The sequence below is a fragment of the Pseudomonas sp. SL4(2022) genome (assembly GCF_026625725.1).
Classification (GTDB): domain Bacteria; phylum Pseudomonadota; class Gammaproteobacteria; order Pseudomonadales; family Pseudomonadaceae; genus Aquipseudomonas.
On record NZ_CP113060.1, the window covers coordinates 675,323 to 699,975 of the forward strand.

Sequence of the window (24,653 nt, forward strand, 5' to 3'; positions counted from 1 at the left end):
TAACGCCATCTCAGGCAAATGGTTGACTGCTTAACTTGAAGGACGCCCTGCGCCTGGGCGAGTTCCTCCCCATTGCTTGTGCGTTTCCTGGCGGCTCTGAAGCCAGCCCTCAGCCCTGATCAGGTGGTAAATGTGCTCCCCTTACGCTTTGTGCGCCCCCGCTGAGGAAGCCGCTCGCAAAGAAAACGCATGGATACGTCTTTTGGAGACGATACATACGGCTCACTATCCGGGCCTTCAATCCAAGCCTTAATAGGTACGCTTCCCATGATCTGCGCAAGCCACTTGTGATGGAGCAGTCTCGGGGCCTCTGCGAGGATTATTGCGAGACGATTCACCTCATCCGAGTGGCAATGCTTAGCCAAACGCGCCACTTCCTTATTGGTCGATGTGAGAATCACTGGAAGCTTATGCTTTACGATCTCAAGCTGGTCAGTGCGATAAAGCGCGCGCGGTGGCATCAGAAAATCCTTTTGTGCGATGAGAATGCCCAGCCATTCCAAGTGACCGGGCTCACTGGGTAGTCTTAAACGAACAACGCTCCGCTCGGATCGGGCTCAGGTTGACGCTCGGCGTCGAGTTCCATCCGCGCTTGGCGGTTGATCTGCTCACCACGGCTGTTTTCTTCTAGGCGTTGAATCTCTCTATTTGCCAAGGAGACGGCATCCTGGGAGGACGAGGCCTTACCTTCTCGAAGATAAATCTGCGCCAGCTTATGGGCATGGTCTATAGCGCCATTCTCATTGATGGATTTCACACCATGGTAATGATCGTTGGCAGAGCTAATCATGCCAGTGTAGGGAGATTTTGGGGGGGTCATGAAACTCACGCCTAGGTTGATTGATGCCCCGCCACGTTAAGCAGATTCCAGCTCGTTGTTTAACATCAAATTCACCGAGTGCGTGTGATACCGCCAGATCCCGCGTGATGGGAGGAAGCCTGGAGGCAGCGCCCTCATGCTAAGCGCCTGGCAACATACGTTGCGCAGGTTTCCCCCGTGTTTGGCCGCGGTGAAGTGTTCGACTACATCGAGACGTTTACAACCCAAAACGCCGACATGATTTCAACAATCAGCTGTCGCCGGTAGCGCTTTCGAAAAGCGCTACTTCCCGTGGACTACTCTCGCTCTGAAAGACATCCCCGACTTATGCTTTGGTTATGGAATCGTATAATTCAGGGTCTGGCTATGGCTCTGGGTACCTACGCTGTAGACAAGTGTTAACTGATAATTTCCAGCTACCATCGCCGCAGTGCTCGCAGTAAAACAGGTGTTGTTAGGTGTAGTTTTTAGCGTATTTGGCGCTATATCGGCTTCATCGATAAGCTCTGGCGGCAGGGTCTGGCTAAGACGATAGAAGTGCGCGCGAATCTTTCCTGTATTAATAGTGCGTGGGTGAAATAGGCAAATTTCCTGAGTGGCGCTAGAAAATATATATCTACCTTGTTGATCTTTTTCAGCTACCAGTTGCACTTTCTCTTGTGATGCCTGCTCTTGTTTTTGGGCTGCCAGCAATGACTGAAGAGCAATTTCGTAGTCATTCCTGGCCTGAATACTACTTCCAGACGATTTACCTATGCGCTGAACGGCATTCTCTGCACTAAGCAACAATTTTCGTTTGTCCCAAAGACTAGGGTCTCCCCCTTGTACAACAGAAAGTGTTAACCATGTTTTATCGGTGAATTTTTCAGTCCCCGCACGGTTGAATACACTTTGATTCTTTATCGCCATTTTTTCCGTATCAATATCCCTTAAGGAACTAGCATCTGGTGTGTCGGTCAAGCCTCGGCGAACGACTACGGGGAGAGAAAGCGCGGCATCACCCAGATAGGCAACAGGATTACGGGACTCACCTTCCTTAGACAGGTAACCAAAGCATGTGGTCATCGCACAACCCTCTTGGTTTACAAGCACATAGTTACCCGGCAACAATGGAATAAATGAGCCGTTAGTGGTTTGGTATCGTTCCAAGTTTCCAGAGTTTCCGACCAAGTCGAAGCTAACGCGCAGCACAACATCGTCCTTGTTTAAGGAAAGCAAACTTTTTGCGATCTCTTTAGTAAAAGCGCGTTCGGCTGCGGTAACCGGGTTAACGAAGGAAAAGGTTTTGCTGGCAGATGCAATGAAGTCTAGAAAGGCCGCAGCGTCTTCGTTTTCACCTTGATCATATTCAATCACCGTCAATGAAACGCTGACCTGATCAGATTCAAGTTTTTTAGGGCCATAAATTAGTTTGTTAAAAATTGGACTTTTAGATCTGTCAGATATGCCATCGAAAGGGCCCAGCACGGTAGTAACAGTATCGCCTTCAGTCCCTGAACTAACCTCGGTGAATTCCGCCACTACTACAACTTCATTCACCCCACCTAAATCTGGTAAGTATTTGAAATATCCATCAGAAAGAAAAACTGCATAGACGTCCTTTCCTTGCATGTCAACACCCGGTGTTGTTTTATTAATAGCGCCAGTTAATGCCGTAGAGTTTTGATCAGGGAATGCTGACGCCAAAAAGCCGTTGTGTTCCTTATAAAGTGTGGCGGAACCAGAAGGCCCTGAGCATCCTTGCAAAAATACAGCCACAACAATTAGCATCCATAAGAAGCGTACAACATTGGATTGAAAATATTGCTGAGATTTCATAACATCGAGCCGGTATGTCATAGAGTTATTTCCTCGGGAAACGCTGAAATCCTTTCATAACGAGGCTAGTTGTCTCTCCCATAAAGTCAACGGCACTATGCCGCCATGGTCGGTCGATATGAAAAAGCTCGTCGGGCACCTCAGCGGTTAGAGTGTTCAATGTGACAATATATTGTCAGAGCTGCACCAAGCAGCTTGGCTTTGCAAGCTGCCCAGTGAAGTGTCAGCTGCTGTCACTTGCTTTTTTCCCGGGCGGCAATCAGATCTGCGATTCCAGCGTGTGCTATAGCGTCGGGATGGATCGGGCCATTGAACCAGTCGTTTTCGAGCCCGCCGGCTTTATCAAATCGAACTTGGGTCATAAATGAGTCGTTGCCGGTACGCACTGCACGGCTGCGATCACTAGCGTAGGGCTGCCAGTTCTCGAAGCTTTGAATGGGCATTGTTGAGGCATGTTGATCAGCTTCTTTTGCTGGCTTATACCATGTGAATAATTCGTTGGCCGGACAACCAACTCCGGCCTGACAGTTTGGAGCCACATTGCAAAGCGAACGCCCTTTGAAAACTTCGTTAGAATCGATCTGATTCCACTTCGTTTCGCTCATCGCATTTACTTGATAGGCCCTAAGATTATTAATGAAAATTTCCTCAATAGCCTTCGCTGACTCTTCGTCTAAGAGGAACTGAAAGTATTTAGCCCTAACATTGAAACCTGGAATTAACTTTGCCTGCTTCTCAACGTGGGCTGTGAACATGACGTTTCCGTAGTCCAGCCTAGAACTACAGAAACCAGGAAGTGGTCGCTGGATGGGGTTGGGGTATACGAGGCCAGTAACTCTCTTTGGATCAATCCCCGCGTACTTGTTAAGAGCGTAGTTGATCTGCTTATAAATTATTTTTAGATGCCCCTTGGCCGCCTTATTGGCATCATTTGGGTCTATAACTCTGGCGATTTTTCTAAAAACGTACATCCATTGAAGCTTGGCATCTGTTTTGGCTTTCGCATATAGAGCAACGAGAGGAATGCTAGAATTGATGTCGCCAGCAGGGTATACCCTACGAGGTACTAGACCCCACTTAACTACTCCAGCGAAGCCAAAATCGTTGCCACCAATCGACATTAAGACATCGTCGACCTTTCGCAGTTTCCCATCACAGCTGTCGAACTTTACTTTGCCGTAATAGAGTCGACCTTGAAGTGGGCGCTGCTCAATACCAAAATTGTGACGTTCTGCTGCTCGCCTGACTCCGCCAATGCACAATAGATCAATCAGTGCATTCATCTGTGACTTGTTCAGAGCTGGAGTAGAAAGCTTATCCTCTTCGTACTTACCGGAGGGGTCTCTGAAGTTTCCACCATCTCGCTCGGAATGGATGTAGACCCCACTCGGCGACTCATCAATAACAGGAGGGTTCAATTGGGCTCTGAAAAAGCCGTCATAGGCTTCTGCTCCAGAGCAGCTGAAAGAGGCGAATCTCACCACTGTATCTGGGTTAGTTACAGCAATCTGCATAGCTCGCAGAGATTGCCACGAGAGCAATGAGCGGTGGCAAGTCACGTCCCACCATTTGGCACTGTCCCTGAAACGACCATGAACCTTTCCAGGGGTGTCCAAGATATTGGCCCCTTTCTTCAACGCTTCGACTGGCAGATTAGTCCCTATCGCTGCGTGATCAGGGTTCCCTTCACCACTAGCAAATGAATCACCGAGTCCAACAATAAAGCGAGTTTTGATCTCAAGGTCTTCCTTCTCTACCTCCTGGCCATCAGAAATCCTCACCATGAGGGCGAATGGCTTGCGCTCTTCAATATCTGGGATCTCACGCTTCAGATTGCACGAAATAGGAAGACCAAGTTTTTTCCCATCGTGGAACCAGGTGCATGAAGCCCCCTCAGAGTACCCGACAGCTTGAGCAACTATTGAGTGTTTGGGGTTGAATAATTTTGCCTCATCGTAGACACGCTTTTGTGGATCCCAGAGGGTTTCCCCTGTTAGTGGCAAAAGCGTACGGATATCTTGGGTGTTCAGACTGGCCAGAAATTCAGCGGTGAACATATCCGGCTTCCAGCGATCTTTGATTCGGTTGAAAGCTTCAGGGTCTCTGAAAACTGGGAACCCATTCTTCACTGCCCACTGGATGTCGGCACTCACAGCAGAAGACGAGAAAACCAAAGCCACAAGATAGAGTAACGCACGCACAAGAAGATCCTTCTAGTCAGGTGTGTCGAGATATCTGTGAGGCTCATCAAACTCGCAGTGCTAGGAGCGTTCAGCAGCCACACGTTGATTTATCGTGATCTTCAATATGTTAGTCCATAAGCTCTGAATCAGCCTTGTTACAGACGGCGCAAGTCCAGACTGTGTAAATCGCGGCAGGTGTTGGGGGCGGTATTTTTGGGCTTTCTGCCACTCTCAAGGCCATTGAGTGCTTCAGCCAAGGTTCAGACTCGACGATACTGATTTCTTAGGCGTGGGCCTCTGAAGGCCAGCTAAGTCGAGCTCTCGAGCTGGAGAAAAAGTCTTAGGCACTCATTGCATCCATTAAGGCACTGCTCCCAGCCCCAGTTTCAGGTTGTAGACGAGCACATGTGGGCTCATTCCGGTATTCATCCAGCCGAGAAAGCGCCTGGCCCCATGGGCCGGACACACAAGCGGATATAAAAGAGCACCGCACCTGGCCTTGCATTCAATAGACAGCCTCCCGCACTGGTTCAAATCCATTTTAGGGATTTGAACCCAGACCCTAGGTGGTCATCTGGCATGCTTGCCAGCACGAACGGGGCGGATTGGATACTCCGGAAAACGCTTTACAAAACCCTAGCGATGCTTAGACTTCTGGACGACGACACGATATCTACCAAATCCAAGTGATTCGCGAATTGCGCTGAAAAAACTGGGGTTTGCGGGACTCAGGGGGGTTAGGACACATCTCCCCCCGGCTCCACCAAATACACATCTAAAGACGTCCACGGACGTCTTTTTTTGTGCCTGAAATCCAGTAAATACAGGGCTTTCAGCGCCATCAGTGTCCGTGAGCGTCCATCAAGATCTATGTCTTTCGGTATTCCAAATGGTATTCCAAGCCCACAGGTGCTAATTTTTGGAATACCAAAACCCTCCATGGAATACCAATGTGCGCTCAAGCTACTCGCCTTTCTGAACTCAAGATCAAAGCCGCCAAGCCTTTAGAGAAGGATTACGTCCTGGTTGATGGCGACGGCCTACAGATGCGAGTGAGAATCAATGGCCCTAAGCTATGGAACTTTAACTACTACCATCCTGTAACCAAGAAGCGCATCAACATGGGCCTTGGCGCATACCCTGACCCGACCAGCAGAGGCAGCCACCGTCCGCTGGGCTGACATCGACTTCGAAAAGCGCATCTGGACGATTCCTGCTGAACGCATGAAGAAACGACGCACACACATCGTGCCTCTCCCCTAGCCTGATCCGTCGATCATGGGCGTAGGTCTGCGGATCTAGCTTGGCTGCAGGTGGATTGCCCAGGCGCTTTGCGACCAGATCCAGCTTGGAGCGGCGGCGCAAACCATCCCTTAGCGAATGTCCGTGCAGATCAAACCATGAGCCAATGAGTGCCGTGAGCCGGCGCGCATCTGTTGGCTTAGGTGACCAGCTCGGGTTATCCACGACCTTAGCCCGGCACGTTGCTTCAAATCGCTGAGCCTCGCCTTTGGTCTTGAAGGTCTTCCGAAAGCGCTTGCCCTTGATCGGCTCTACATCGACCTTCCAGCGTCCGTCTGGCTGTTGCTCGATGGCCATTAGCGCCAGCCGTACACAGGTTCATCTGGCACGGCATAACGGAGATGAGCATCCAATTGACGCGTTCCTGGAGGCCAGTTCAACGACTGGCAAAATGGCAATCCAAGCAAAGCTTTAAAGAAGGGTTCGTCGTTTCGCTGATCCAGGCGGGCAGCACAAGTCGCTAGCGAGCCAAACAGTCTCGCTTAGTGACTCACACCCCTTCACAGCCGCCTCGATCGCGGTCAGCCGGCATGCCTTGTTAAATTGGGCCTGCACTCAGGCCAAGCATCAAGCAAGGCAGTTGATAAGCTGCGCAACGCATTCCTCAATCGACTGCTCAGCGGTCCTAAGCGTCAAATCGGGCTGCAGCGGTGGTTCGTATGTAGATGTAATGCCCGTGAAGTCTGCAATTTCTCCTGCCCGAGCACGCAGATAGAGTCCCTTAACGTCCCTGGCCTCACAGACCTGAAGAGAACAGTCGAGATAGACCTCCATGAAGTCATCAGGACCGACTATACGGCGCACCATGTCGCGGTCACGTTCGGATGGCGATATAAAGGCCGCAACACAGATCACCCCAGAATCAACAAACAATTTCGCGACCTCAGCCGCGCGTCGCAGATTTTCATGACGGGCTTGCGGTGTAAAAGCCAAGTCTGCGCATAAACCACCCCGCAGATGGTCGCCGTCAAGCACCACAGAGCGCCGTCCACGCTGATAAAGCTGTGCTTCTAAGGCATACGCCAATGTCGACTTACCCGCCCCCGAGAGTCCGGTTAGCCAAAGCACCTGCCCACGCTGAGCATTGAGCAACTCGCGTTGCTTGCGACTGACGCGCTCGATTAACCGCAAGTTTGGCTCAGCACTGAGGCTCATCGCAGATCTCGCGGAACACGTGACGCCACAGCCACAGTGTTAGATAACGCCAGCCTAAGCAGAAAAGAAGTCCGCATGGCACCCGCAGCAAGCGGCGCCATGGGATGCAGTGACTGTCGAAGACCGCTGACTATTGACACGTAAAACTCCCGACTACCGCCGCTATCGATGAAGGTTGCACAGATTAATTGGCGCATACGACTCACAGCAACTCGCGAATACCCCGCCAGAGTCAGGCTGATTGTTTAATGAAACTGCGGCCCAATAATTTTGGCTAACGAACCCATAGAGAATACGAATCTCCTTAACGCTCAATTGTCAAACGGTAGCTGCTAACCTCAATGGCGAATCGACACAAGGCTGCTCTGACAACCCAAGACAGCCGAGATCACACCCGCGCTGAGCGACCCGCCCAGCATCGGGCATCTAAAAACCTGAGGAGCTTGATATGGACCCGAAAAGCCAAAACACATCCGGCCAATGCCCCGTTATGCACGGTGCCAACACGGCCACTGAGCAATCGAGTGTCGCCTGGTGGCCTAACGCGCTGAACCTCGACATCCTGCACCAGCATGACAGCAAGTCCAATCCGCTCGGCGAAGGCTTCAGCTACCGGGAAGCGCTGAAGAAACTCGACGCCGCCGCGCTGAAACGCGACCTCACCGCACTGATGACCAACAGCCAAGATTGGTGGCCGGCTGACTGGGGCCACTACGGCGGCCTGATGATTCGCCTGACCTGGCACGCAGCAGGGACATACCGTATCGCCGACGGCCGTGGTGGTGCCGGCACCGGTAACCAGCGCTTTGCCCCGCTCAACTCCTGGCCGGATAACGCCAACCTGGACAAAGCCCGTCGCCTGCTCTGGCCGATCAAGAAAAAATACGGCAACAGCGTCAGCTGGGCTGACCTGCTGGCCCTGGCCGGCACCATCGCTTACGAGTCCATGGGCTTGAAGACCTTCGGTTTCGCCTTTGGCCGCGAAGACATCTGGCACCCGGAAAAAGACATCTACTGGGGTTCGGAAAAACAATGGCTGGCCCCCACCGGCAGCGAAGGCAGCCGCTACTCCGGTGAGCGCGACCTGGCCAACCCGCTGGCAGCGGTGATGATGGGCCTGATTTACGTCAACCCGGAAGGCGTGGACGGCAAATCCGACCCGCTGAAAACCGCCCATGACGTGCGCATCACCTTCGCCCGCATGGCCATGAATGACGAAGAAACCGTCGCCCTGACTGCCGGTGGTCACACCGTGGGTAAAGCGCACGGCAACGGCAATGCGAAGAACCTCGGCCCTGAGCCCGAGGGTGCGGACATTGAAGAACAAGGCCTGGGTTGGAACAACCACGTCACTCGTGGCGTCGGCCGCGACACCGTGACCAGCGGCATTGAAGGCGCCTGGACCACCAACCCGACCCAGTGGGACAACGGTTACTTCCACCTGCTGTTGAACTACGACTGGGAACTGAAAAAGAGCCCGGCCGGTGCCTCGCAGTGGGAGCCGATCAACATCAAGGAAGAAGACAAGCCGGTGGATGTGGAAGACCCAAGCATCCGCAACAACCCGATCATGACCGACGCCGACATGGCGATGAAGATGGACCCGGAGTACCGCAAAATCTCCGAGCGCTTCTACAAAGATCCGGCCTACTTCTCGGACGTGTTCGCTCGCGCCTGGTTCAAACTGACCCACCGTGACATGGGCCCGAAAGCCCGTTACGTCGGCCCGGATGTACCGGCTGAAGACCTCATCTGGCAAGATCCGGTGCCAGCCGGTCGCAGTGATTACGACGTGGCTGCGGTAGCCGCCAAGATTGCCGCTAGCGGTCTGTCCATCAGCGAACGCACCAGCACCGCATGGGACAGCGCGCGCACCTTCCGCCACTCGGACAAACGTGGCGGCGCCAACGGTGCGCGCATTCGTCTGGCTCCGCAGAAGGACTGGGAAGGCAACGAGCCGGCGCGTCTGGCCAAGGTGCTGGCGGTGTACGAAAAAATCGCCAGCGAAACCGGTGCCAGCGTCGCCGACGTAATTGTACTGGGTGGCAATCTGGCCATCGAAGAAGCGGCTAAAGCGGCTGGCGTGACCGTTAAGGTGCCGTTTGCTGCCGGACGTGGTGACGCCAGCCAGGAGCACACAGACGTTGAGTCGTTCGAAGTGCTGGAGCCGCTGCACGATGGTTTCCGCAACTGGCAGAAGCAGCATTACGTGGTTCAGCCGGAAGAAATGCTCCTAGACCGCGCACAATTGATGGGCCTCACGGCACCGGAAATGACCGCACTGATCGGCGGCATGCGTGTACTGGGCACCAACCACGGCGGCAGCCAGCATGGCGTGTTCACCGATCGGGTCGGTGTGCTGAGCAACGACTTCTTCGTCAACCTGACCGACATGGCCTACAACTGGAAGCCGACTGGGCGTAACAGCTACGCCATCGTCGAGCGTAAGAGCGGTGCCACCAAGTGGACAGCTACCCGCGTCGATCTGGTGTTCGGTTCCAACTCGATCCTGCGCGCCTACGCCGAGTTGTATGCCCAGGACGACAGCCGCGAGAAGTTTGTGCATGACTTCGTCGCAGCCTGGAACAAGGTGATGAACGCCGACCGCTTCGACCTCGCGTAAGCATCATCCCCCGCAGGTGCAATGCCTGCGGGGGCCTGCTTTTTCTTACTCTTCACCCGCCCCTGATGGTCTGTGTCGCCATATTCGATATCACTTCATCAAAAGTGTTCGATCAATTATGCCCATGCCCCTATCAGCCTAACTTCTTAACAACACGCATCGCTCCCGAGAACACGCCTCAAGAGGATCCTGCTGCTAGCGCTCCGCGCCATCGCATTAGCGATCTGATGCGCTGTTTCCCGGCCAGGCACCCATTCAAAGCTGGAAGCATCAGCGGATGTAATGACCAAACTGCCGTTAGGTCATACGCGCCCTGATGACGGCATCGGCAAAATCAAACCATTCCTGGCCCCCCCCGCTGGCGAACAACCGGGCATTGCTTGCCGATACCCCCACCTTTTAACAACGAGATAACGCGATCACAGCCTGTTGGTTTAGGCCGGTTGTGACCTGCAGGTGGTCCCGCCCCCACATTGGGACAGTCGAGCAGAAAACAAATCCTATCCCTCTCAAATACCTGAAAAATCATATCGCGCGGCTTAACAAGACCAAGCAGGCCTATTTCCTGCAAAATCTATGCACTGAACCAAGAAGTAGATACGCTCAATTTAAATACTCTAAGGGGTATAAGGAGGAGCGCAACCATGCAAGCCGTCGTCGAAACCTTTTTTGACCCTGACACCTTCACTTACAGCTATGTAGTCACTGACCCCAACACCCAACGCTGTGCGATTATCGACTCAGTACTGGACTACAACCCCGCGTCTGGCTGCACATCGCAAACAAGCGCTGATCGGCTGATCCGATTCGTGAAAGATCACCACCTGAAGGTCGACTGGCTGCTGGAAACCCATGTGCATGCCGATCACCTGTCAGCCGCGCCATATCTGAAGCGTGAATTGGGTGGCCAGTTAGCTATTGGCGAAAATATCACCATCGTGCAGAACACCTTCGGCAAGCTGTTCAATGCCGGCCCTGAGTTCGCTACTGATGGCCGCCAGTTCGACCACTTGTTCAAAGATGGCGATACCTTCCAAGTGGGTAATATTCTGGCGCGTGCCATCCACACACCCGGCCATACCCCTGCATGCATGACCTATGTGATTGGCGATGCCGGCTTTGTTGGCGACACACTGTTTATGCCGGACTACGGCACCGCCCGTTGCGACTTCCCCGGCGGCGATGCGCGCATGCTGTATCAGTCGATTCGCAAACTCTTTGCCCTGCCCGGCGACACCCGCTTGTTTATGTGCCATGACTACAAGGCACCAGGGCGCGATGACTTCCGCTACCAGACCACGGTAGCGGAGCAACGCGCGCTGAACGTGCATGTGCATGAAGGCATCAGCGAGGCCGATTTTGTCGCCATGCGCAGCGCCCGCGATGCCACCCTCGGCATGCCGATGCTGATTCTGCCGTCTGTGCAGGTGAACATGCGTGCCGGGCAACTGCCGCCTGCCGAGGACAACGGCACCCGCTACCTGAAAATCCCCCTCGACATGCTCTGAGGAACTGTCCATGGATACGGCCTGTTACAGCACCCAGGTTTACACAACATGAAGCTGAGCCGCTGGCTGCCCTGCCTCGACTGGGGGCGGCATTACAATCGCCATCACGCCAGCCAGGATGGCCTGGCCGCACTGATCGTCACGCTGATGCTGATCCCGCAAAGCCTGGCCTACGCCATGCTCGCCGGGTTGCCACCGGTGATGGGGTTGTACGCGAGTATCCTGCCACTGCTGGCCTATGCCTTGTTTGGCTCCAGCCGCACCCTGGCCGTGGGGCCGGTGGCAGTGGTGTCACTGATGACCGCCGCCGCGTTGCAGCCGCTGTTCCCGGCAGGCAGTGCCGAATACATCGGCGCAGCCATGCTGCTGGCGTTGCTTTCCGGGCTGTTGCTCAGCGTCATGGCGGTGCTGCGCTTGGGCTTTCTCGCCAATTTTCTCAGCCATCCGGTGGTGTCCGGTTTTATCAGCGCATCGGGCATCCTGATTGCGATCGGCCAACTCAAGCACCTGCTCGGCATCTCGGCATCGGGCGACAGCCTGCTGCAACTGCTTCCGCAACTCTGGCGGGGATTACCCGCCATTCACGGGCCCACCTTGCTGATTGGCCTGCTCAGCCTGGCCTGGCTTTGGTGGGCTCGGGCACAGCTGAAACCGCTGCTGCAACGCCTGGGGCTGTCTGCCACGGCCGCCGGCAATGTCGCCAAAGCCGGACCGGTGCTGGCGATCATTGTCGCGGTTGTTGGCGTAACAGGGCTCAACCTGGATCAGGCTGGCGTAAAAGTGGTCGGCAGCATTCCCCAAGGCTTGCCAGGCTTGACCCTGCCTACGCTGGATCTCGACTTGGCCATGCAGTTGTTGCCTGCGGCCTTGCTGATCAGCCTGGTCGGGTTCGTCGAGTCGGTCTCAGTCGGCCAGACCCTGGCAGCAAAACGCCGTCAGCGCATCCAGCCGGATAACGAACTGCTCGGCCTCGGGACGGCCAACATTGCTGCGGCATTCAGTGGCGGCCTCCCCGTTACCGGTGGTTTCGCACGCTCGGTAGTCAACTACGACGCCGGGGCGCAAACCCCCATGGCTGGCGTATTCACCGCAGTCGGTATCGCCCTCAGTGTCATGCTGCTCACGCCATTACTGCACAACCTGCCACAGGCTGTGCTGGCCGCCACCATCATCGTCGCCGTACTCAGCCTGGTCGATCTCGCATCGCTCAAGCGGACCTGGCGCTATTCGCGCCAGGACGGTGCCGCCCAGCTGGCAACCCTGCTCGGTGTTCTACTGATTGGCGTAGAAACCGGCATCCTGCTGGGTATGGGTCTGTCACTGCTGCTGTTTCTCTGGCGCACCAGCAAGCCGCATATGGCGGTCGTGGGGCAGGTGCCGGGTAGCGAACACTTTCGCAACGTCGAGCGTTTTAGTGTGATCGAATCGCCCAGTGTGTTGTCGTTGCGGGTTGACGAAAGCCTGTACTTCCCCAATGCACGCTACCTGGAAGACCGCATTGGCGAGCTGATTGCGAGCCGTCCGCAAGTTCGTCATCTGGTGTTGATGTGTTCGGGGGTCAACCTGATCGATGCCAGTGCGCTGGACTCACTAGAGGCAATCGTCGAACGCTTGCAGACAGCGGGCGTACACCTGCATTTATCTGAGGTCAAAGGCCCGGTCATGGATCAGCTACACCGCTCCAGCTTCCTGGATGAGCTTTCCGGCCAGGTGTTTATCAGCCAGTTTGAAGCCTTGAAAACCCTCTCCCCACAAACACTGCAAACAGATCCCGCTTGTACGGAAAATCAGCGGCATTCTGCTGCTCAAGCTGGTCATCCTTCGTCGCCCAAGTGAAGTTCGTGCACACCGTATCGGCCGGTTATGTCACCGGGGCGATCTTCATGCTGGCCATTGCCAGCGACTAGCTGCTGAAAAATGCGACATGGCGTTTGCCCGCTGCTCCTCGCCATTGCCGCCGTATTCGGCCTGGCACTCACGTATATTTGGTGAAGATGGTCCGTACCTGAGCCAGCTTGTCCTGATTGCTTTGGTCAGAATTGAGGATGGCATCCTCGGCCAGGCATATGAGCATTTCCTGATAGGCCTTATCCAAGGCCTTGCGCGCGGCACTGAACTGCTGGGCGATCGCATCACATTCATCATCACGCCTGATCATGGCCTGAATACCGCGCACCTGCCCCTCGACACGGGCCAGGCGCTTGAGCAGCGCATCACGGTGCTGCACTCGTTCCGCATCAATCATTTCCAATGTCTACCTGAACCGCCATGTAAAGGCTCCGCGCAGCTCGCCGAGAGCAAAACCAAGGGCCTGATCGTGCGGGCAGCGTACATCAATCAGCGCCGCAAGCGCTGGTTCTATCTGCTGGCCATGCAGGCCAGGTATCGGTGGAGTTCTCCGAGCTACGCCCCTTGAGCATCGCTCGCCCGACACCCGATTTCCCACAGACTCGTGCTGTGCTCTGCAGCGTTCTGCAATGCCCACAAATGACATGCGTCTACCGCACTGGCCGAGTGCTGCCAGCACTGCATCGCCGACTTGACCGTCGCCAACAGAGATTGCGGAAAAGCGGGTAGCAGCGCCGCATCTTAAGCGGTTAGCGCAGGTAACGTCTCAGCAGACGCGGAAGCGCTCAATGGACCCAGATGAACAACCGTAATCAGCTGCAAAAACCACACAGGAAAATTTACTCCCGCAGGTATAAATGCCTATGAATTACTGGATTATTCACTGAAAACAGAAATCCTCATCGAGCACCGCGCTTTCACGCCGGCCTCACTAGCCTTCAAGCGATATGGCGCGCTAGCCTGAACCTGCCTAACCCACGAGAACGCAGCCTTGCATCCTTGCTCTTTCATCCTCGCCACCATCCTGACTGCCTTGCTGGCCGGCTGCGGCGCAGCCAAACCGCTGACGCTGATGTCCACCCCGGTGATCTACCATCAAGCGGCCATCGACCCCTTTGCCCACCTGCCCGAGACCGAGCGGGTGCCGGAAGTGTCGGTGTTCTACGCCACCAATCGCGCGCCGAATACACAGGGCTATGGCAATCAGGTCAGCGACCAGCTGCACCTCGGCAGCGCCAGCGTTCGCCTGGGCGGCAGTGACGACCTGTGGCCGCAGTTGCACAGCGCATCGCTGAGCGAAACCCGCCCGCGCGACCTGCCACTGAGCCTGCTGCATACACAGGAAGACGCCCACTTACCTCTGCAGAGCGTCCGCGACACAGCGTTGCCGGCAGACGTGCAGGCCTATATGGATGCGCTCAACCTGCAACTGAGCAAGGCGCGCGACAAAGAGATCATTCTTTATGTGCATGGGGCGAAAGTGGACTTCGCCAACGCCAATCAACTCACCGGCGAGTTGGTTCATTTTGCCGGGCGCGACTTCGTCGGCCTGGCGTTTGCCTGGCCGACGCACCAGAACATCATGAGTTACCTGCTCGGCATCGATGTCGAGCGCGCCCGCCAGTCCAGTCATGCGCTCAGCCAGTTGCTGGAACTGCTGGCCCGCCACAGCCACGCCGAGCGCATTAATCTGGTGGCCTACAGTGCGGGCGGACGCGTGACCTCACTGGCCCTGCAGGAACTGGCTGCCCGGCACGTCGAACTGAGCCGCGCACAGTTGCAGGCGCGTTACCGCATTGGCGCGGTGGTCTTCGCCGCCGCCGATGTGCCTGAAGAATTGTTTGAGCAACGCCTGCCCGGTATCAGCAAGATTGCAGAGCAAGTGATGATCACCGTCTCCGATCAGGACGACGCCCTGCAATACGCCCACCTGCTGATGCCCGGCGGCCCACGGATTGGCAGCAGCCAGGCCGAGGCCAGCCTGCATCGTTTCACCCAGCGCCAGCACCTGGATAACGTCAACCTGCTGGATGTGTCAGGACGTTATGCCGAGCGTGGGTTCGATATCGTCGGCCATCACTACTGGTATCGCCATCCCTGGGTCAGCAGCGATGTGATCCTGCTGCTGCGCACCAACCTCAGACCGCAGGCGCGCGCATTGACGCCTGGAGATCATCCGGCCATGTGGTACATGCAGCACGATTACCCGGTGGAAGTACGCAATGTCACCCGCCAAGTGCTCAAGGGGCAGTGGTAGACAGAGCAGAATTCGATTACAGATAGGCACAGCAGATGGCGGCCGATGTGGAACGGAGCCGGTCGCTCCGTCCCGCACCCACCGGGTAGGTGGGTACCGTGCATCGAAATGCCAGAGAGAAGAAACCCAACACACCGGGCGGGTAGCCCACCGTTGCCGGATGTGCGCTGGGCGCTGCATAACAGCCAGGGCCGTCTGCAGCATCAGGTGGAAAACACCTGAGGGTGGCGGTAAGCCGGTATTGCCAACCACCCCGGCCGGCGAGCCGGTCAGGGTGGGATGCTCGTAGAACCGATTAGCCGATGGTCATCAGGCTGGCGTTACCGCCCGCTGCGGCTGTGTTGATGCTCAGGGCGTGCTCGATCAGCAGGCGCTCCAGCGGAATATCCGTCTCGCCTTTGTGCAGACCATGCACACCAATAATCGCGCCGGGACGCTGAGCGGCCAGTTGGCAGACTTCGCGCAGTTGATCGGAGTCACCGTGATGGAGGATGGCGTCGAACACCGTTTCGCTCTCGCTCCACTGGCTAAGCACGGTGATGCGTTGCTGCACAGCCTTGGGCAGTGCGGCAAACAGCTCGCGGGTCAGCTCGCTTTCCTGCCACAGCACCTGGCAACCCACGGCCAGAGCCGCCGCCAATTGTGTCAGCAAGTCACTGCGCTCAGCAGCCAGGCACAGCACATGTTCGCGCGGCAACAGGCTGTAGCTGTTGCGCTCGCCGGTTGGGCCGTTAAGCATCTGCACGGTGCCGCTCTGCGCCAGCCCAACGTACTGCGCACTGAGTGCACTCAGGCTCGGCTCATGCTTGGCCGCCCAATCCTGCAGTGCCTGAATCACCTTGGTCTGCTCGGCCGGACGCTGAATTTCGCCCTTCTCCTGCTGCAATTGCTTAGCCACCGCATCCTGCGGACGGGTTGCCAGCAGGCGGTACATGTACAGCGGGCCACCGGCTTTCGGGCCGGTGCCGGACAGGCCTTCACCGCCAAATGGCTGCACGCCGACCACGGCACCGACCATGTTGCGGTTCACATACAGGTTACCGACCTTGGCGGTATTGACCACTTGCGCAATGGTTTCGTCGATGCGCGTGTGCACGCCAAGGGTCAGGCCGTAGCCACTGTCGTTGATCTGCTGCAGCAGCGTGCCCAAGTCAGCACGCGCATAACGCACCACGTGCAGCACCGGGCCGAAGATTTCGCGCTGCAACTCAGTAAAGCTGTCCAGCTCGATCAGCGTTGGCAGCACAAAGGTGCCGCGCTTGATGTCGTCACCGGCAACGCGCGCCAGCTGGAAGACCTTGCGGCCTTTCTCGCGCATCTTCTCGATGTGCTGGTCGATATTGCCCTTGGCTTCCGCGTCGATCACCGGGCCGATATCAGTGCTCAGGCGCTCCGGGTTGCCCAGGCTGTATTCGGCCATGGCGCCCTTGAGCATGTTGATCACGCGGTCCGCCACGTCTTCCTGCACGCACAGTACGCGCAGGGCTGAGCAGCGCTGGCCGGCGCTGTCGAAGGCCGAGGCCACCACATCGACCACCACCTGTTCAGTCAGCGCTGAGGAATCGACGATCATGCTGTTGAGGCCGCCCGTCTCGGCGATCAACGGAATAGTGCGCCCTTGTGCATCCAGGCGACCGGCGAGGTTGCGCTGGATGATGCCCGCCACTTCGGTGGAACCGGTGAACATCACGCCACGCACGCGCTCGTTGCCGATCAGGCCAGCGCCGACAGTTTCACCACGACCCGGCAGCAGCTGCACGGCGCCGCTCGGCACACCGGCATCCAGCAGAATGCGCACGGCTTGCGCGGCGATCAGCGGCGTCTGCTCAGCGGGCTTGGCCAGCACGGTGTTACCGGCAGCCAGCGCAGCAGCGACCTGACCGCTGAAGATGGCCAGCGGGAAGTTCCACGGGCTGATGCACACCACCGGGCCTAGCGGGCGGTGGCTGTCATTGCTGAAGTGATTACCTGCCTGCGCCGCGTAGTAGCGCAGGAAGTCAACCGCCTCGCGCACTTCGGCGATGGCGTTGGCGAAGGTCTTGCCGGATTCACGCACCAACAAGCCCATCAGTTGCTGCATTTCCGCTTCCATCTGGTCGGCGGCGCGATCCAAAACGGCGGCGCGCTCAGCCGGCAGGGTCGATTGCCAGATCTGCCCACTCGACACCGCGCAGAGCACGGCGTTGCGCACATCCTGCTCGCTGGCCTCATGCACATAACCAACGATGTCGCGGTGGTCCGCCGGGTTGCGTACCGGCTGCGCCTCGCTCAGCTCAGGTGCTTCACAACCGAGCAGCGGCATGGCCTTGTAGGCATTGTTGCTGCTGCTCAGCAGCGCCGAGGACAGCGAACCGAGGCGGTGCTCGTTGGCCAGGTCGATGCCTTCGGAGTTTAAGCGGGCATCGCCATACAGCGCACGCGGCAGGGCAATGCGTGGGTGTGGCAGGCCAAGGCCGCCTTCCTGCGTGGCCATCTGCTCGACCTGCTGTACCGGGTCGAGCACCAGCTCCTTGATCGAAATGCTGTGGTCAGCAATGCGGTTGACGAACGAGGTGTTCGCGCCGTTTTCCAGCAGACGACGCACCAAGTAAGCCAACAGGGTTTCATGACTACCCACCGGTGCATAGATGCGGCACGGACGGTTCAGCTTGCCATCGGCAACCTTGCCCACCACCTGCTCGTACAGCGGCTCGCCCATGCCATGCAGGCACTGGAACTCGTACTGACCAGGGTAGTAGTTCTGCCCGGCCAGTTGATAAATGGCCGACAGCGAGTGGGCGTTGTGGGTGGCGAACTGCGGGTAGATGGCTTCCGGCACGGCCAGCAGTTTGCGCGCGCAGGCGATGTAAGAAATGTCGGTGTAGGGCTTGCGGGTGTACACCGGATAGCCTTCCAGGCCTTCGACCTGGGCGCGTTTGATTTCGCTGTCCCAGTACGCGCCTTTTACCAGGCGGATCATCAGGCGGTGACGGCTGCGCTTGGCCAGATCGATCACGTAGTCGATCACGTACGGGCAGCGCTTCTGGTAAGCCTGAATCACAAAGCCGATACCGTTCCAGCCGGTCAGGGCCCGGTCGAAGCACAGGCGCTCCAGCAGATCGAGGGAGATTTCCAGGCGGTCGGCTTCTTCGGCGTCGATGTTCAGGCCGATGTCGTACTGTTTGGCCAGCTTGGTCAAGCCCAGCAGGATCGGGTACAGCTCGTCCATCACCCGGTCGTACTGGGCACGGCTGTAACGCGGGTGCAGCGCCGAGAGTTTGATCGAAATGCCCGGACCTTCGTAGATGCCACGACCGTGCGAGGCCTTGCCGATGGCATGAATGGCCTGCTCGTAGGACGCCAGGTAGCGCTTGGCATCTTCATCGGTCAGGGCCGCTTCACCGAGCATGTCGTAGGAATAACGGAAGCCTTTGCTTTCCATGGTGGTGGCGTTGGCCAGGGCTTCGGCGATGGTTTCGCCGGTGACGAACTGCTCGCCCATCAGGCGCATGGACATGTCCACGCCCTTGCGGATCAACGGTTCACCGCCCTTGCCGATGATGCGGTTGAGTGAGGTCATCAAGCCGGCTTCGTTGTGCGTGGCCACCAGTTTGCCGGTGATCAGCAAGCCCCAGCTCGCGGCGTTGACGAACATCGACGGGCTGTTACCCAGGTGCTGCCCCCAGTTGCCGTTGCTGATCTTGTCGCGGATCAGCGCGTCACGGGTGGCCTTGTCCGGAATACGCAGCAGCGCTTCGGCCAGGCACATCAGCGCCACACCTTCCTGCGAGGACAACGAGAATTCCTGCAGCAGACCCTGCACCAGCCCCTGACGGCCGCCAGCGTTCTTCTGGTTGCGCAGCTTTTCGGCGATGCTCATGGCCAGGGTGTTGCTTGCCTCAGCCATGTCTTTCGGCAGACGCGCCTGCTCCAGCAGCATTGGCACGGCTTCGGTTTCCGGACGGCGATAAGCGCCGGTAATGGCGGCACGCAGCACTGACTGCGGCAAGATGCTTTCGGCAAAGTCGAGGAACACCTGCAAACCTTGCTCAGTCAGGTTTTCCACCACTTCTTCGCCCGCCACAGCGGCCAGGCCCGAGTGCTCAGCAGGAGTCAGGCCACCCTCGATCTGCTCCAAATAATTGAAGATCGCCTGCTTGATCAGCCAGTGAGGGGTGCGGTCAATCGACTGTGCAGCCTGCTTGAGGCGATCACGGGTTGCATCATCGAGCTTAACGCCAAGGGTAGTGGTGGCCATTGGTTTGTCCTGTTATGAGCGTGGAGCACGGCAGATAAGCGCCGGGAGCAATGCCTGAGCGTCGCCCGCGAAGGCCTCATGGAGGTGGCGCCATGGGTGACGGGTCACAAAAAACTGGCGAGAGATTAAACCTCATAAGGCGCAAGGTGCAACTAGGTACAACCAAACAAAACCGTAGTTATCTATGCCACTCAGCAGCCCGCCATTCGCCTCCCCCTCGGAAAAACCCAGTACTGACAAGGCTCTGGCAAAAAATACCTGCTGCACCAGGAAAACGCTCTTACTAAAAAATGCAGAGCACCCGACGACAGGTACAACCCAAGCGCACACAAGGTTGCACCACAACCTTTATTCACGCCTTAACTGAGCAAAGCACAACAGGCCTCTTTCCGCGCAGTGACCGACGCAGTGCGCAGACAGTTAGCGCCCCCAGGCGCTGGACAATAGACAACGGTACTCCCCCAGCTGGTAACAGGAACGTGGCGACCCACTGAACCGACAGGACTGACAGGACTGACAACAATGACACAGCGCGAAACACGCCGCTGCGCACCAACTTAATGCTGAAGCTGTCCAGCCAGTCAGTTAATAGTGCATTCGCGGCATTTACATCCCTTACAAAACCACTAAAGCGCGCCCCGCGCCATCAACCAGCCTCGTGCAGAGCCTACACCGCACGTCACTGGACGATTTGGCCTCGTTCTTGCTGAAACACCGCCAGCCTGACCACTCAGACAGGTTTAAAACTAGATATCAGCACTTGGGGAGCACCATTCAATGAACCGCACTCTTTCCTCTCTCGCCATGGCCGCTGGCCTGTTGGCGGGCAGCCAGGCCATGGCAGGTGACCTGCTGCACTGGCAAAACAACAGCCTGAGCTACCTCTATGGCCAGGACTACAAGATCGATCCGGAAATCCAGCAGACCATCACCTTTGAACACGCCAGTGGCTGGAGCTTTGGTGACCTGTTCTTCTTCGTTGACACCATCAAATACAACACTGACGCCACCAATGGCGCGGGCGATGGCCATACCTTCTATGGTGAGCTGTCGCCGCGGCTGTCCTTCGGCAAGCTGTTCGATAGCAAGCTGGAATTGGGCCCGATCAAAGATGTGTTGCTCGCCACCACCTACGAGTTCGGCGAGAACGATGTCGACTCCTACCTGATCGGCCCTGGCTTCGACCTGGCCATTCCAGGCTTCGACTACTTCTCGCTCAACTTCTACAACCGCACTACAGACGGCAAGCGCGACGGCGACAATGTCTGGCAGATCACACCGGTATGGAGCTACACCATCCCAGTTGGCACATCCGATATCGTGATTGACGGTTTCATGGACTGGGTGGTGGACAACGACAAGAGCTACCACGCCAACCTGCACTTCAACCCGCAGATCAAATACGACCTGGGCAAGGCGATGAACTGGGGCGAGAAGCAACTGTATGTGGGTATCGAATACGACTACTGGAAGGACAAGTACGGTATCGACAACGACAGCTTCCTCGGCGACGTGATTCTCGATGGCACAGATCAGAACACCGCCAGCCTGTTGGTAAAAGCGCACTTCTGATACCCGGCACCTCGTCAGCAGCCGCAAGGCGGCTGATGAGGGCAAAAACAGCTAAAACCCTATACACTATGCGGCCTTTATTCTTTGCCCGAACAAGGACTCGCCGTGAGTACGCTGCCGCCCTGCCCCAAATGCAATTCCGAATACACCTACGAAGACGGCGCTCAACTGGTCTGTCCGGAATGCGCCCACGAATGGACCGCTGACGGCGCCACGGATGCACCAGATGATGCCAAAGTGATCAAGGACTCGGTGGGCAACGTACTGCAGGATGGTGACACCATCACCGTCATCAAGGATCTCAAGATCAAAGGCTCATCCCTGGTGGTCAAGGTAGGCACCAAGGTCAAAGGCATCCGCCTGTGTGATGGCGACCATGACATCGACTGCAAAATCGACGGCATCGGCGCAATGAAGCTGAAATCCGAATTTGTGCGCAAGGTTTAACTCAGCCTGCCGCCAGAAGCCCCGGCCCATGTCGGGGCTTTTTTATGCCTGTAACAATTGAGCCACGGGTTAGCCCTGCAGGCACTGCGTAATTGACTAGCATCAATAACGAACACTCCGCTCACCAACGTTTTGCCGGAGGCTCTCATGCGAATGACTGCGCTGTACCTGATGCTATTGCTGCCCTGGTCGTTACAGGCTGAAGACTGGCATGTGGTGGGTGACGAACAGTTTGCCCCTTACAGCTATGTCACCCTTGAGGATGACCAGCCGCACGGCCTGGATGTCGAGTTGGTCGAGGCCGTGTTGCAGGAGGCCAAGATTGCCTACAACCTGCGACTGTACCCCTGGGAGCGCGTCAAGCGCATGCTCGACCGCAGTGAAGTCGCCATGGCCTTCCAGTTTGCGGGCACCCCTGAGCGTATGCAGCAGTATGAGCTGGTCGGGCCCATTCGCACTGGCTCGACGGTATTTATGACCACCGGCAAGACGGCCATCCATGACTGGCAAAGCCTGGATGACCTGTCGCAGTATGTGATTGGCCAAGTCCGCGGATACGCCTACCAATCAGACTTCGATAAAGCCGATTTGCGGCGTGACACCAGCGCACAGAATCCGCGTCAACTGGTGTCCATGCTGCTGGCCGGGCGCATTGACATTATCGTCGGTGATCGGGTGCAACTGATGTATTTCGTGCGCGAACAACGCGCCGAACAGGGTGTGCGCATCCTGCACAAACCACTGGTAGAAATGCCGCGCTATGTAGCCTTTGCCAAAGGCGATCATGCCCGCGCCAAAGTATTCGCTGATGCCCTGGAGCGGCTGAAGCAGGCCGGCAGTCTGAATACCATCTACCAACGCTGGAACTGACGGCGAAACATGCATGCCGCGTCGCAGCGCCTATCGCCTGCGTGTTGCTCTGCGTCTACGGCGTGGTGAACGGCCGCAAGCATCAGTGGAAACGATCACCCGAAACGCTCAAAGCACAGAGCTGCAAACATCTGCAACCAGATTGCGGGGCACAGTCGACTCCAGGACGAAGGTCTGGAGATAACCTAGCAGGACACTACTGCACCGGCAGGAAGTTCAGGAATAACAGGCCCTGCGCATAATTGACGCCCATGCGCCGGTAACGCTCATCCAGAACGTCGGTAAGCAGGTCCAGACGCGCGACGATCTTGCCGAATTCCACGGCATAGCTGAGGTTGTGCCCATCCGCAGAAATCTCGTTTGACAGCAGCCACGGCTTGCCACCGGCATCGGTACGACGAGCCAGCATCCAGCTGGCTGTTTCCATATTGCGCGCGGCGTTGTGGATGAATTGAGGATCCAGCGTGTCACTCAGGTAATACTCGGTACGACCGCCATGGGCCGTGATCAACATGCTGGCCAGGGAGTAGATAAAGGCTCCAACCCGGTCCCCCTGGTACTCGGCGCTCAAGGCATAGCTCAGCGCCGCAATGTCGGTACGCCCACCCAGTTGTGGCAGCGGCTGATCCAGCTCAATGGCACGATGCACCGCGCGCTTGGCCGCCTCGGCATCAGGCAGGCCAGTCTTGCGCCATTCGCGAGGGTTACGCAGGTAGAGCTTGTCCATCAGGCGATAGAGGCTGTTGAGGTTATTGCGCATGCCCAAGGTGGCCATGCGGTCGGCATGGCTCTGAAAAAACTCGGTGGGTTTGATCGGGCTGCGGTTCTCGATAATGGCCTGATGATCCTGCCGCGAAGCGCAGCCGCCCAACATCAGCAGCGTAACCACTACCAGCCCGGCCACAGCCCCGTAACGCAGCAGCATGGCCGACATGCTGTGGGGGCGCATTTCCAGCCTGGGTAAACGCTGCACAGTGTTCATCAGTGGAGGTCATCCGCTGCGGTGTGGTGAGGTAACGCTAGCAACAAAATCCAGATCGGCCAGTTTTTCTGCCCAAAGGCATGACTTACTGCGCAATCAAGCACCTAGCGATACAAGCTCAGGTTGTGCCCGAAGAGTGCTGCTCGGGCGGAATAAAATTGAAATCCGCCACCCACACCCGACAAAAGCCCCGTAACAGAGCGCTTTAAGCGGTATGATCCGCGGCTTTTTGCCGCCGAGAAGCCCATGCTGCGCCTGCTTGTCCTGTTTTGCCTGCTATTTACCCTGCCTGCTCACGCCGAAGCCCCGCAAAGCTTCAACGCCGCCAAGAAAATTGCCTGGCAGATCTACGCCACACGCCCTATTACGTTCTACTGCCAGTGCAGCTACAGCGGCAACCGCGTCGACCTCAGCAGCTGTGGCTACCAGCCGCGCAAACAACTGCGCCGCGCCCAACGCGTGGAATGGGAACATGTGGTACCTGCCTGGGTGATCGGCCACCAGCGCCAGTGCTGGCAACAAGGCGGACGCAAGAACTGCGCACGCAACGACGCCCGCTTCAAGGCCGCTGAAGCCGACCTGCACAACCTGGTGCCCAGCATCGGCGAAGTGAATGGTGACCGCTCCAACTATGCCCTTGGCATGCTCAGCGAGAAACCCAGCCAATACGGTGCCTGCCCTATGGTGGTCAATTTCAAGGCCAAGATCGCCATGCCGCCACAACACGCGCGAGGGGCATCGGCACGCATCTACCTGTACATGGCCGAACGCTACCAGCTGCGCCTGTCTTCGCTTGACCGGCGAACGTACGAAGCCTGGAATCGCCAGTACCCGGTCAGCGAATGGGAACGCTGGCGCAACCAGCAGGTTGGCTGTGTGATGGGGCACGGCAACCCCTACGTTGGCACTTATGACCCTAACCAGTGCCAACCACTGCAACGTGCCAGTGCAGCGGGTAATCGCCGAGGCTAGGCCAGACCTTGCTCTTTACACAGGATTTACATTGCCTTGCGAAATGCCGGCAATCCCGC

The 24,653-nt window shown here is 56.9% G+C and carries 16 protein-coding genes and 3 pseudogenes; 11 read left to right on the top strand and 8 right to left on the bottom strand.

What is annotated here, in order from left to right; all coding sequences use genetic code 11:
• Positions 1-526: 526 nt before the first annotated feature.
• From OU997_RS03265 to OU997_RS03275, 3 genes are all read right to left on the bottom strand, one after another.
• Positions 527-820, bottom strand: a complete 294-nt coding sequence (locus OU997_RS03265; RefSeq protein ID WP_267808957.1) for a hypothetical protein — start codon at positions 818-820, stop codon at positions 527-529.
• A 336-nt stretch (positions 821-1,156) separates the two neighbouring features.
• Positions 1,157-2,659: a hypothetical protein gene (locus tag OU997_RS03270; RefSeq protein WP_267808958.1), complete on the bottom strand. Its 1,503-nt coding sequence runs from the start codon at positions 2,657-2,659 to the stop codon at positions 1,157-1,159.
• 212 nt (positions 2,660-2,871) lie between these two features.
• The gene (locus OU997_RS03275; RefSeq protein WP_267808960.1) at positions 2,872-4,839 is read right to left on the bottom strand and encodes a hypothetical protein; all 1,968 of its coding nucleotides are present in this window, start codon (positions 4,837-4,839) and stop codon (positions 2,872-2,874) included.
• A 932-nt stretch (positions 4,840-5,771) separates the two neighbouring features.
• On the opposite strand from OU997_RS03275, the pseudogene OU997_RS03280 reads away from it, so the two are divergent.
• Positions 5,772-5,966 (top strand): annotated as a pseudogene (locus OU997_RS03280) (integrase arm-type DNA-binding domain-containing protein); the annotation flags it as partial.
• Positions 5,950-6,084 (top strand): tyrosine-type recombinase/integrase, encoded by a 135-nt coding sequence (locus OU997_RS20930; RefSeq protein ID WP_420713268.1) that lies wholly within the window; start codon positions 5,950-5,952, stop codon positions 6,082-6,084. The pseudogene OU997_RS03280 and the gene OU997_RS20930, both read left to right, overlap by 17 nt.
• Before the next feature lie 9 nt (positions 6,085-6,093).
• Here OU997_RS20930 and OU997_RS03285 read toward each other — a convergent pair.
• Together OU997_RS03285 and cysC are read right to left on the bottom strand one after the other, a co-directional pair.
• Positions 6,094-6,420: pseudogene (locus OU997_RS03285) on the bottom strand (phage integrase); the annotation flags it as partial.
• A 270-nt stretch (positions 6,421-6,690) separates the two neighbouring features.
• Positions 6,691-7,278: an adenylyl-sulfate kinase gene (gene cysC, locus OU997_RS03290; RefSeq protein WP_108486053.1), complete on the bottom strand. Its 588-nt coding sequence runs from the start codon at positions 7,276-7,278 to the stop codon at positions 6,691-6,693.
• Between the two features lie 448 nt (positions 7,279-7,726).
• Here cysC and katG point away from each other — a divergent pair, with 448 nt between their 5' ends.
• From katG to OU997_RS20840, 4 genes and pseudogenes are all read left to right on the top strand, one after another.
• Positions 7,727-9,901 carry a catalase/peroxidase HPI gene (gene katG / locus OU997_RS03295; protein WP_267808962.1) on the top strand — a complete coding sequence of 725 codons (2,175 nt, stop codon included), beginning with the start codon at positions 7,727-7,729 and terminating at the stop codon, positions 9,899-9,901.
• A gap of 644 nt (positions 9,902-10,545) precedes the next feature.
• Positions 10,546-11,409: an MBL fold metallo-hydrolase gene (locus OU997_RS03300; protein ID WP_267808963.1), complete on the top strand. Its 864-nt coding sequence runs from the start codon at positions 10,546-10,548 to the stop codon at positions 11,407-11,409.
• Between the two features lie 48 nt (positions 11,410-11,457).
• Positions 11,458-13,245, top strand: a complete 1,788-nt coding sequence (locus tag OU997_RS03305; protein WP_267808965.1) for a SulP family inorganic anion transporter — start codon at positions 11,458-11,460, stop codon at positions 13,243-13,245.
• A pseudogene (locus OU997_RS20840) lies at positions 13,233-13,389 on the top strand (cytochrome bd-I ubiquinol oxidase subunit CydA); the annotation flags it as partial. The gene OU997_RS03305 and the pseudogene OU997_RS20840, both read left to right, overlap by 13 nt.
• On the opposite strand, the gene OU997_RS03310 reads toward OU997_RS20840, so the two are convergent.
• Positions 13,385-13,654, bottom strand: coding sequence for a metal-sensing transcriptional repressor (locus tag OU997_RS03310; protein ID WP_267808967.1), 270 nt, complete (start codon positions 13,652-13,654; stop codon positions 13,385-13,387). The pseudogene OU997_RS20840 and the gene OU997_RS03310 sit on opposite strands and share 5 nt — an antisense overlap.
• 594 nt (positions 13,655-14,248) lie before the next feature.
• Here OU997_RS03310 and OU997_RS03315 point away from each other — a divergent pair.
• Positions 14,249-15,514, top strand: a complete 1,266-nt coding sequence (locus OU997_RS03315) for an alpha/beta hydrolase (protein ID WP_108486048.1) — start codon at positions 14,249-14,251, stop codon at positions 15,512-15,514.
• A gap of 295 nt (positions 15,515-15,809) precedes the next feature.
• On the opposite strand, the gene putA is transcribed toward OU997_RS03315, so the two are convergent.
• On the bottom strand, positions 15,810-19,751 hold the full coding sequence (gene putA / locus OU997_RS03320; RefSeq protein WP_267808969.1) for a trifunctional transcriptional regulator/proline dehydrogenase/L-glutamate gamma-semialdehyde dehydrogenase: 3,942 nt from the start codon (positions 19,749-19,751) through the stop codon (positions 15,810-15,812).
• A gap of 777 nt (positions 19,752-20,528) precedes the next feature.
• Here putA and OU997_RS03325 point away from each other — a divergent pair.
• The 3 genes from OU997_RS03325 to OU997_RS03335 all read left to right on the top strand — a co-directional run bounded on the left by OU997_RS03325 (position 20,529) and on the right by OU997_RS03335 (position 22,640).
• Entirely contained in the window at positions 20,529-21,323 is a 795-nt protein-coding gene (locus OU997_RS03325) for an outer membrane protein OmpK (protein WP_267808971.1), read from the top strand.
• A 105-nt stretch (positions 21,324-21,428) separates the two neighbouring features.
• On the top strand, positions 21,429-21,770 hold the full coding sequence (locus OU997_RS03330; RefSeq protein WP_267808972.1) for a zinc ribbon domain-containing protein YjdM: 342 nt from the start codon (positions 21,429-21,431) through the stop codon (positions 21,768-21,770).
• Positions 21,771-21,917: 147 nt separating this feature from the next.
• Positions 21,918-22,640 (top strand): substrate-binding periplasmic protein, encoded by a 723-nt coding sequence (locus OU997_RS03335; protein WP_108486044.1) that lies wholly within the window; start codon positions 21,918-21,920, stop codon positions 22,638-22,640.
• A 196-nt stretch (positions 22,641-22,836) separates the two neighbouring features.
• Here OU997_RS03335 and OU997_RS03340 read toward each other — a convergent pair whose 3' ends face one another.
• Positions 22,837-23,574, bottom strand: a complete 738-nt coding sequence (locus OU997_RS03340; protein WP_256582974.1) for a hypothetical protein — start codon at positions 23,572-23,574, stop codon at positions 22,837-22,839.
• A 294-nt stretch (positions 23,575-23,868) separates the two neighbouring features.
• On the opposite strand from OU997_RS03340, the gene OU997_RS03345 reads away from it, so the two are divergent.
• Positions 23,869-24,594 (top strand): endonuclease, encoded by a 726-nt coding sequence (locus OU997_RS03345; protein ID WP_267808975.1) that lies wholly within the window; start codon positions 23,869-23,871, stop codon positions 24,592-24,594.
• The last annotated feature ends 59 nt before the right edge of the window (positions 24,595-24,653 follow it).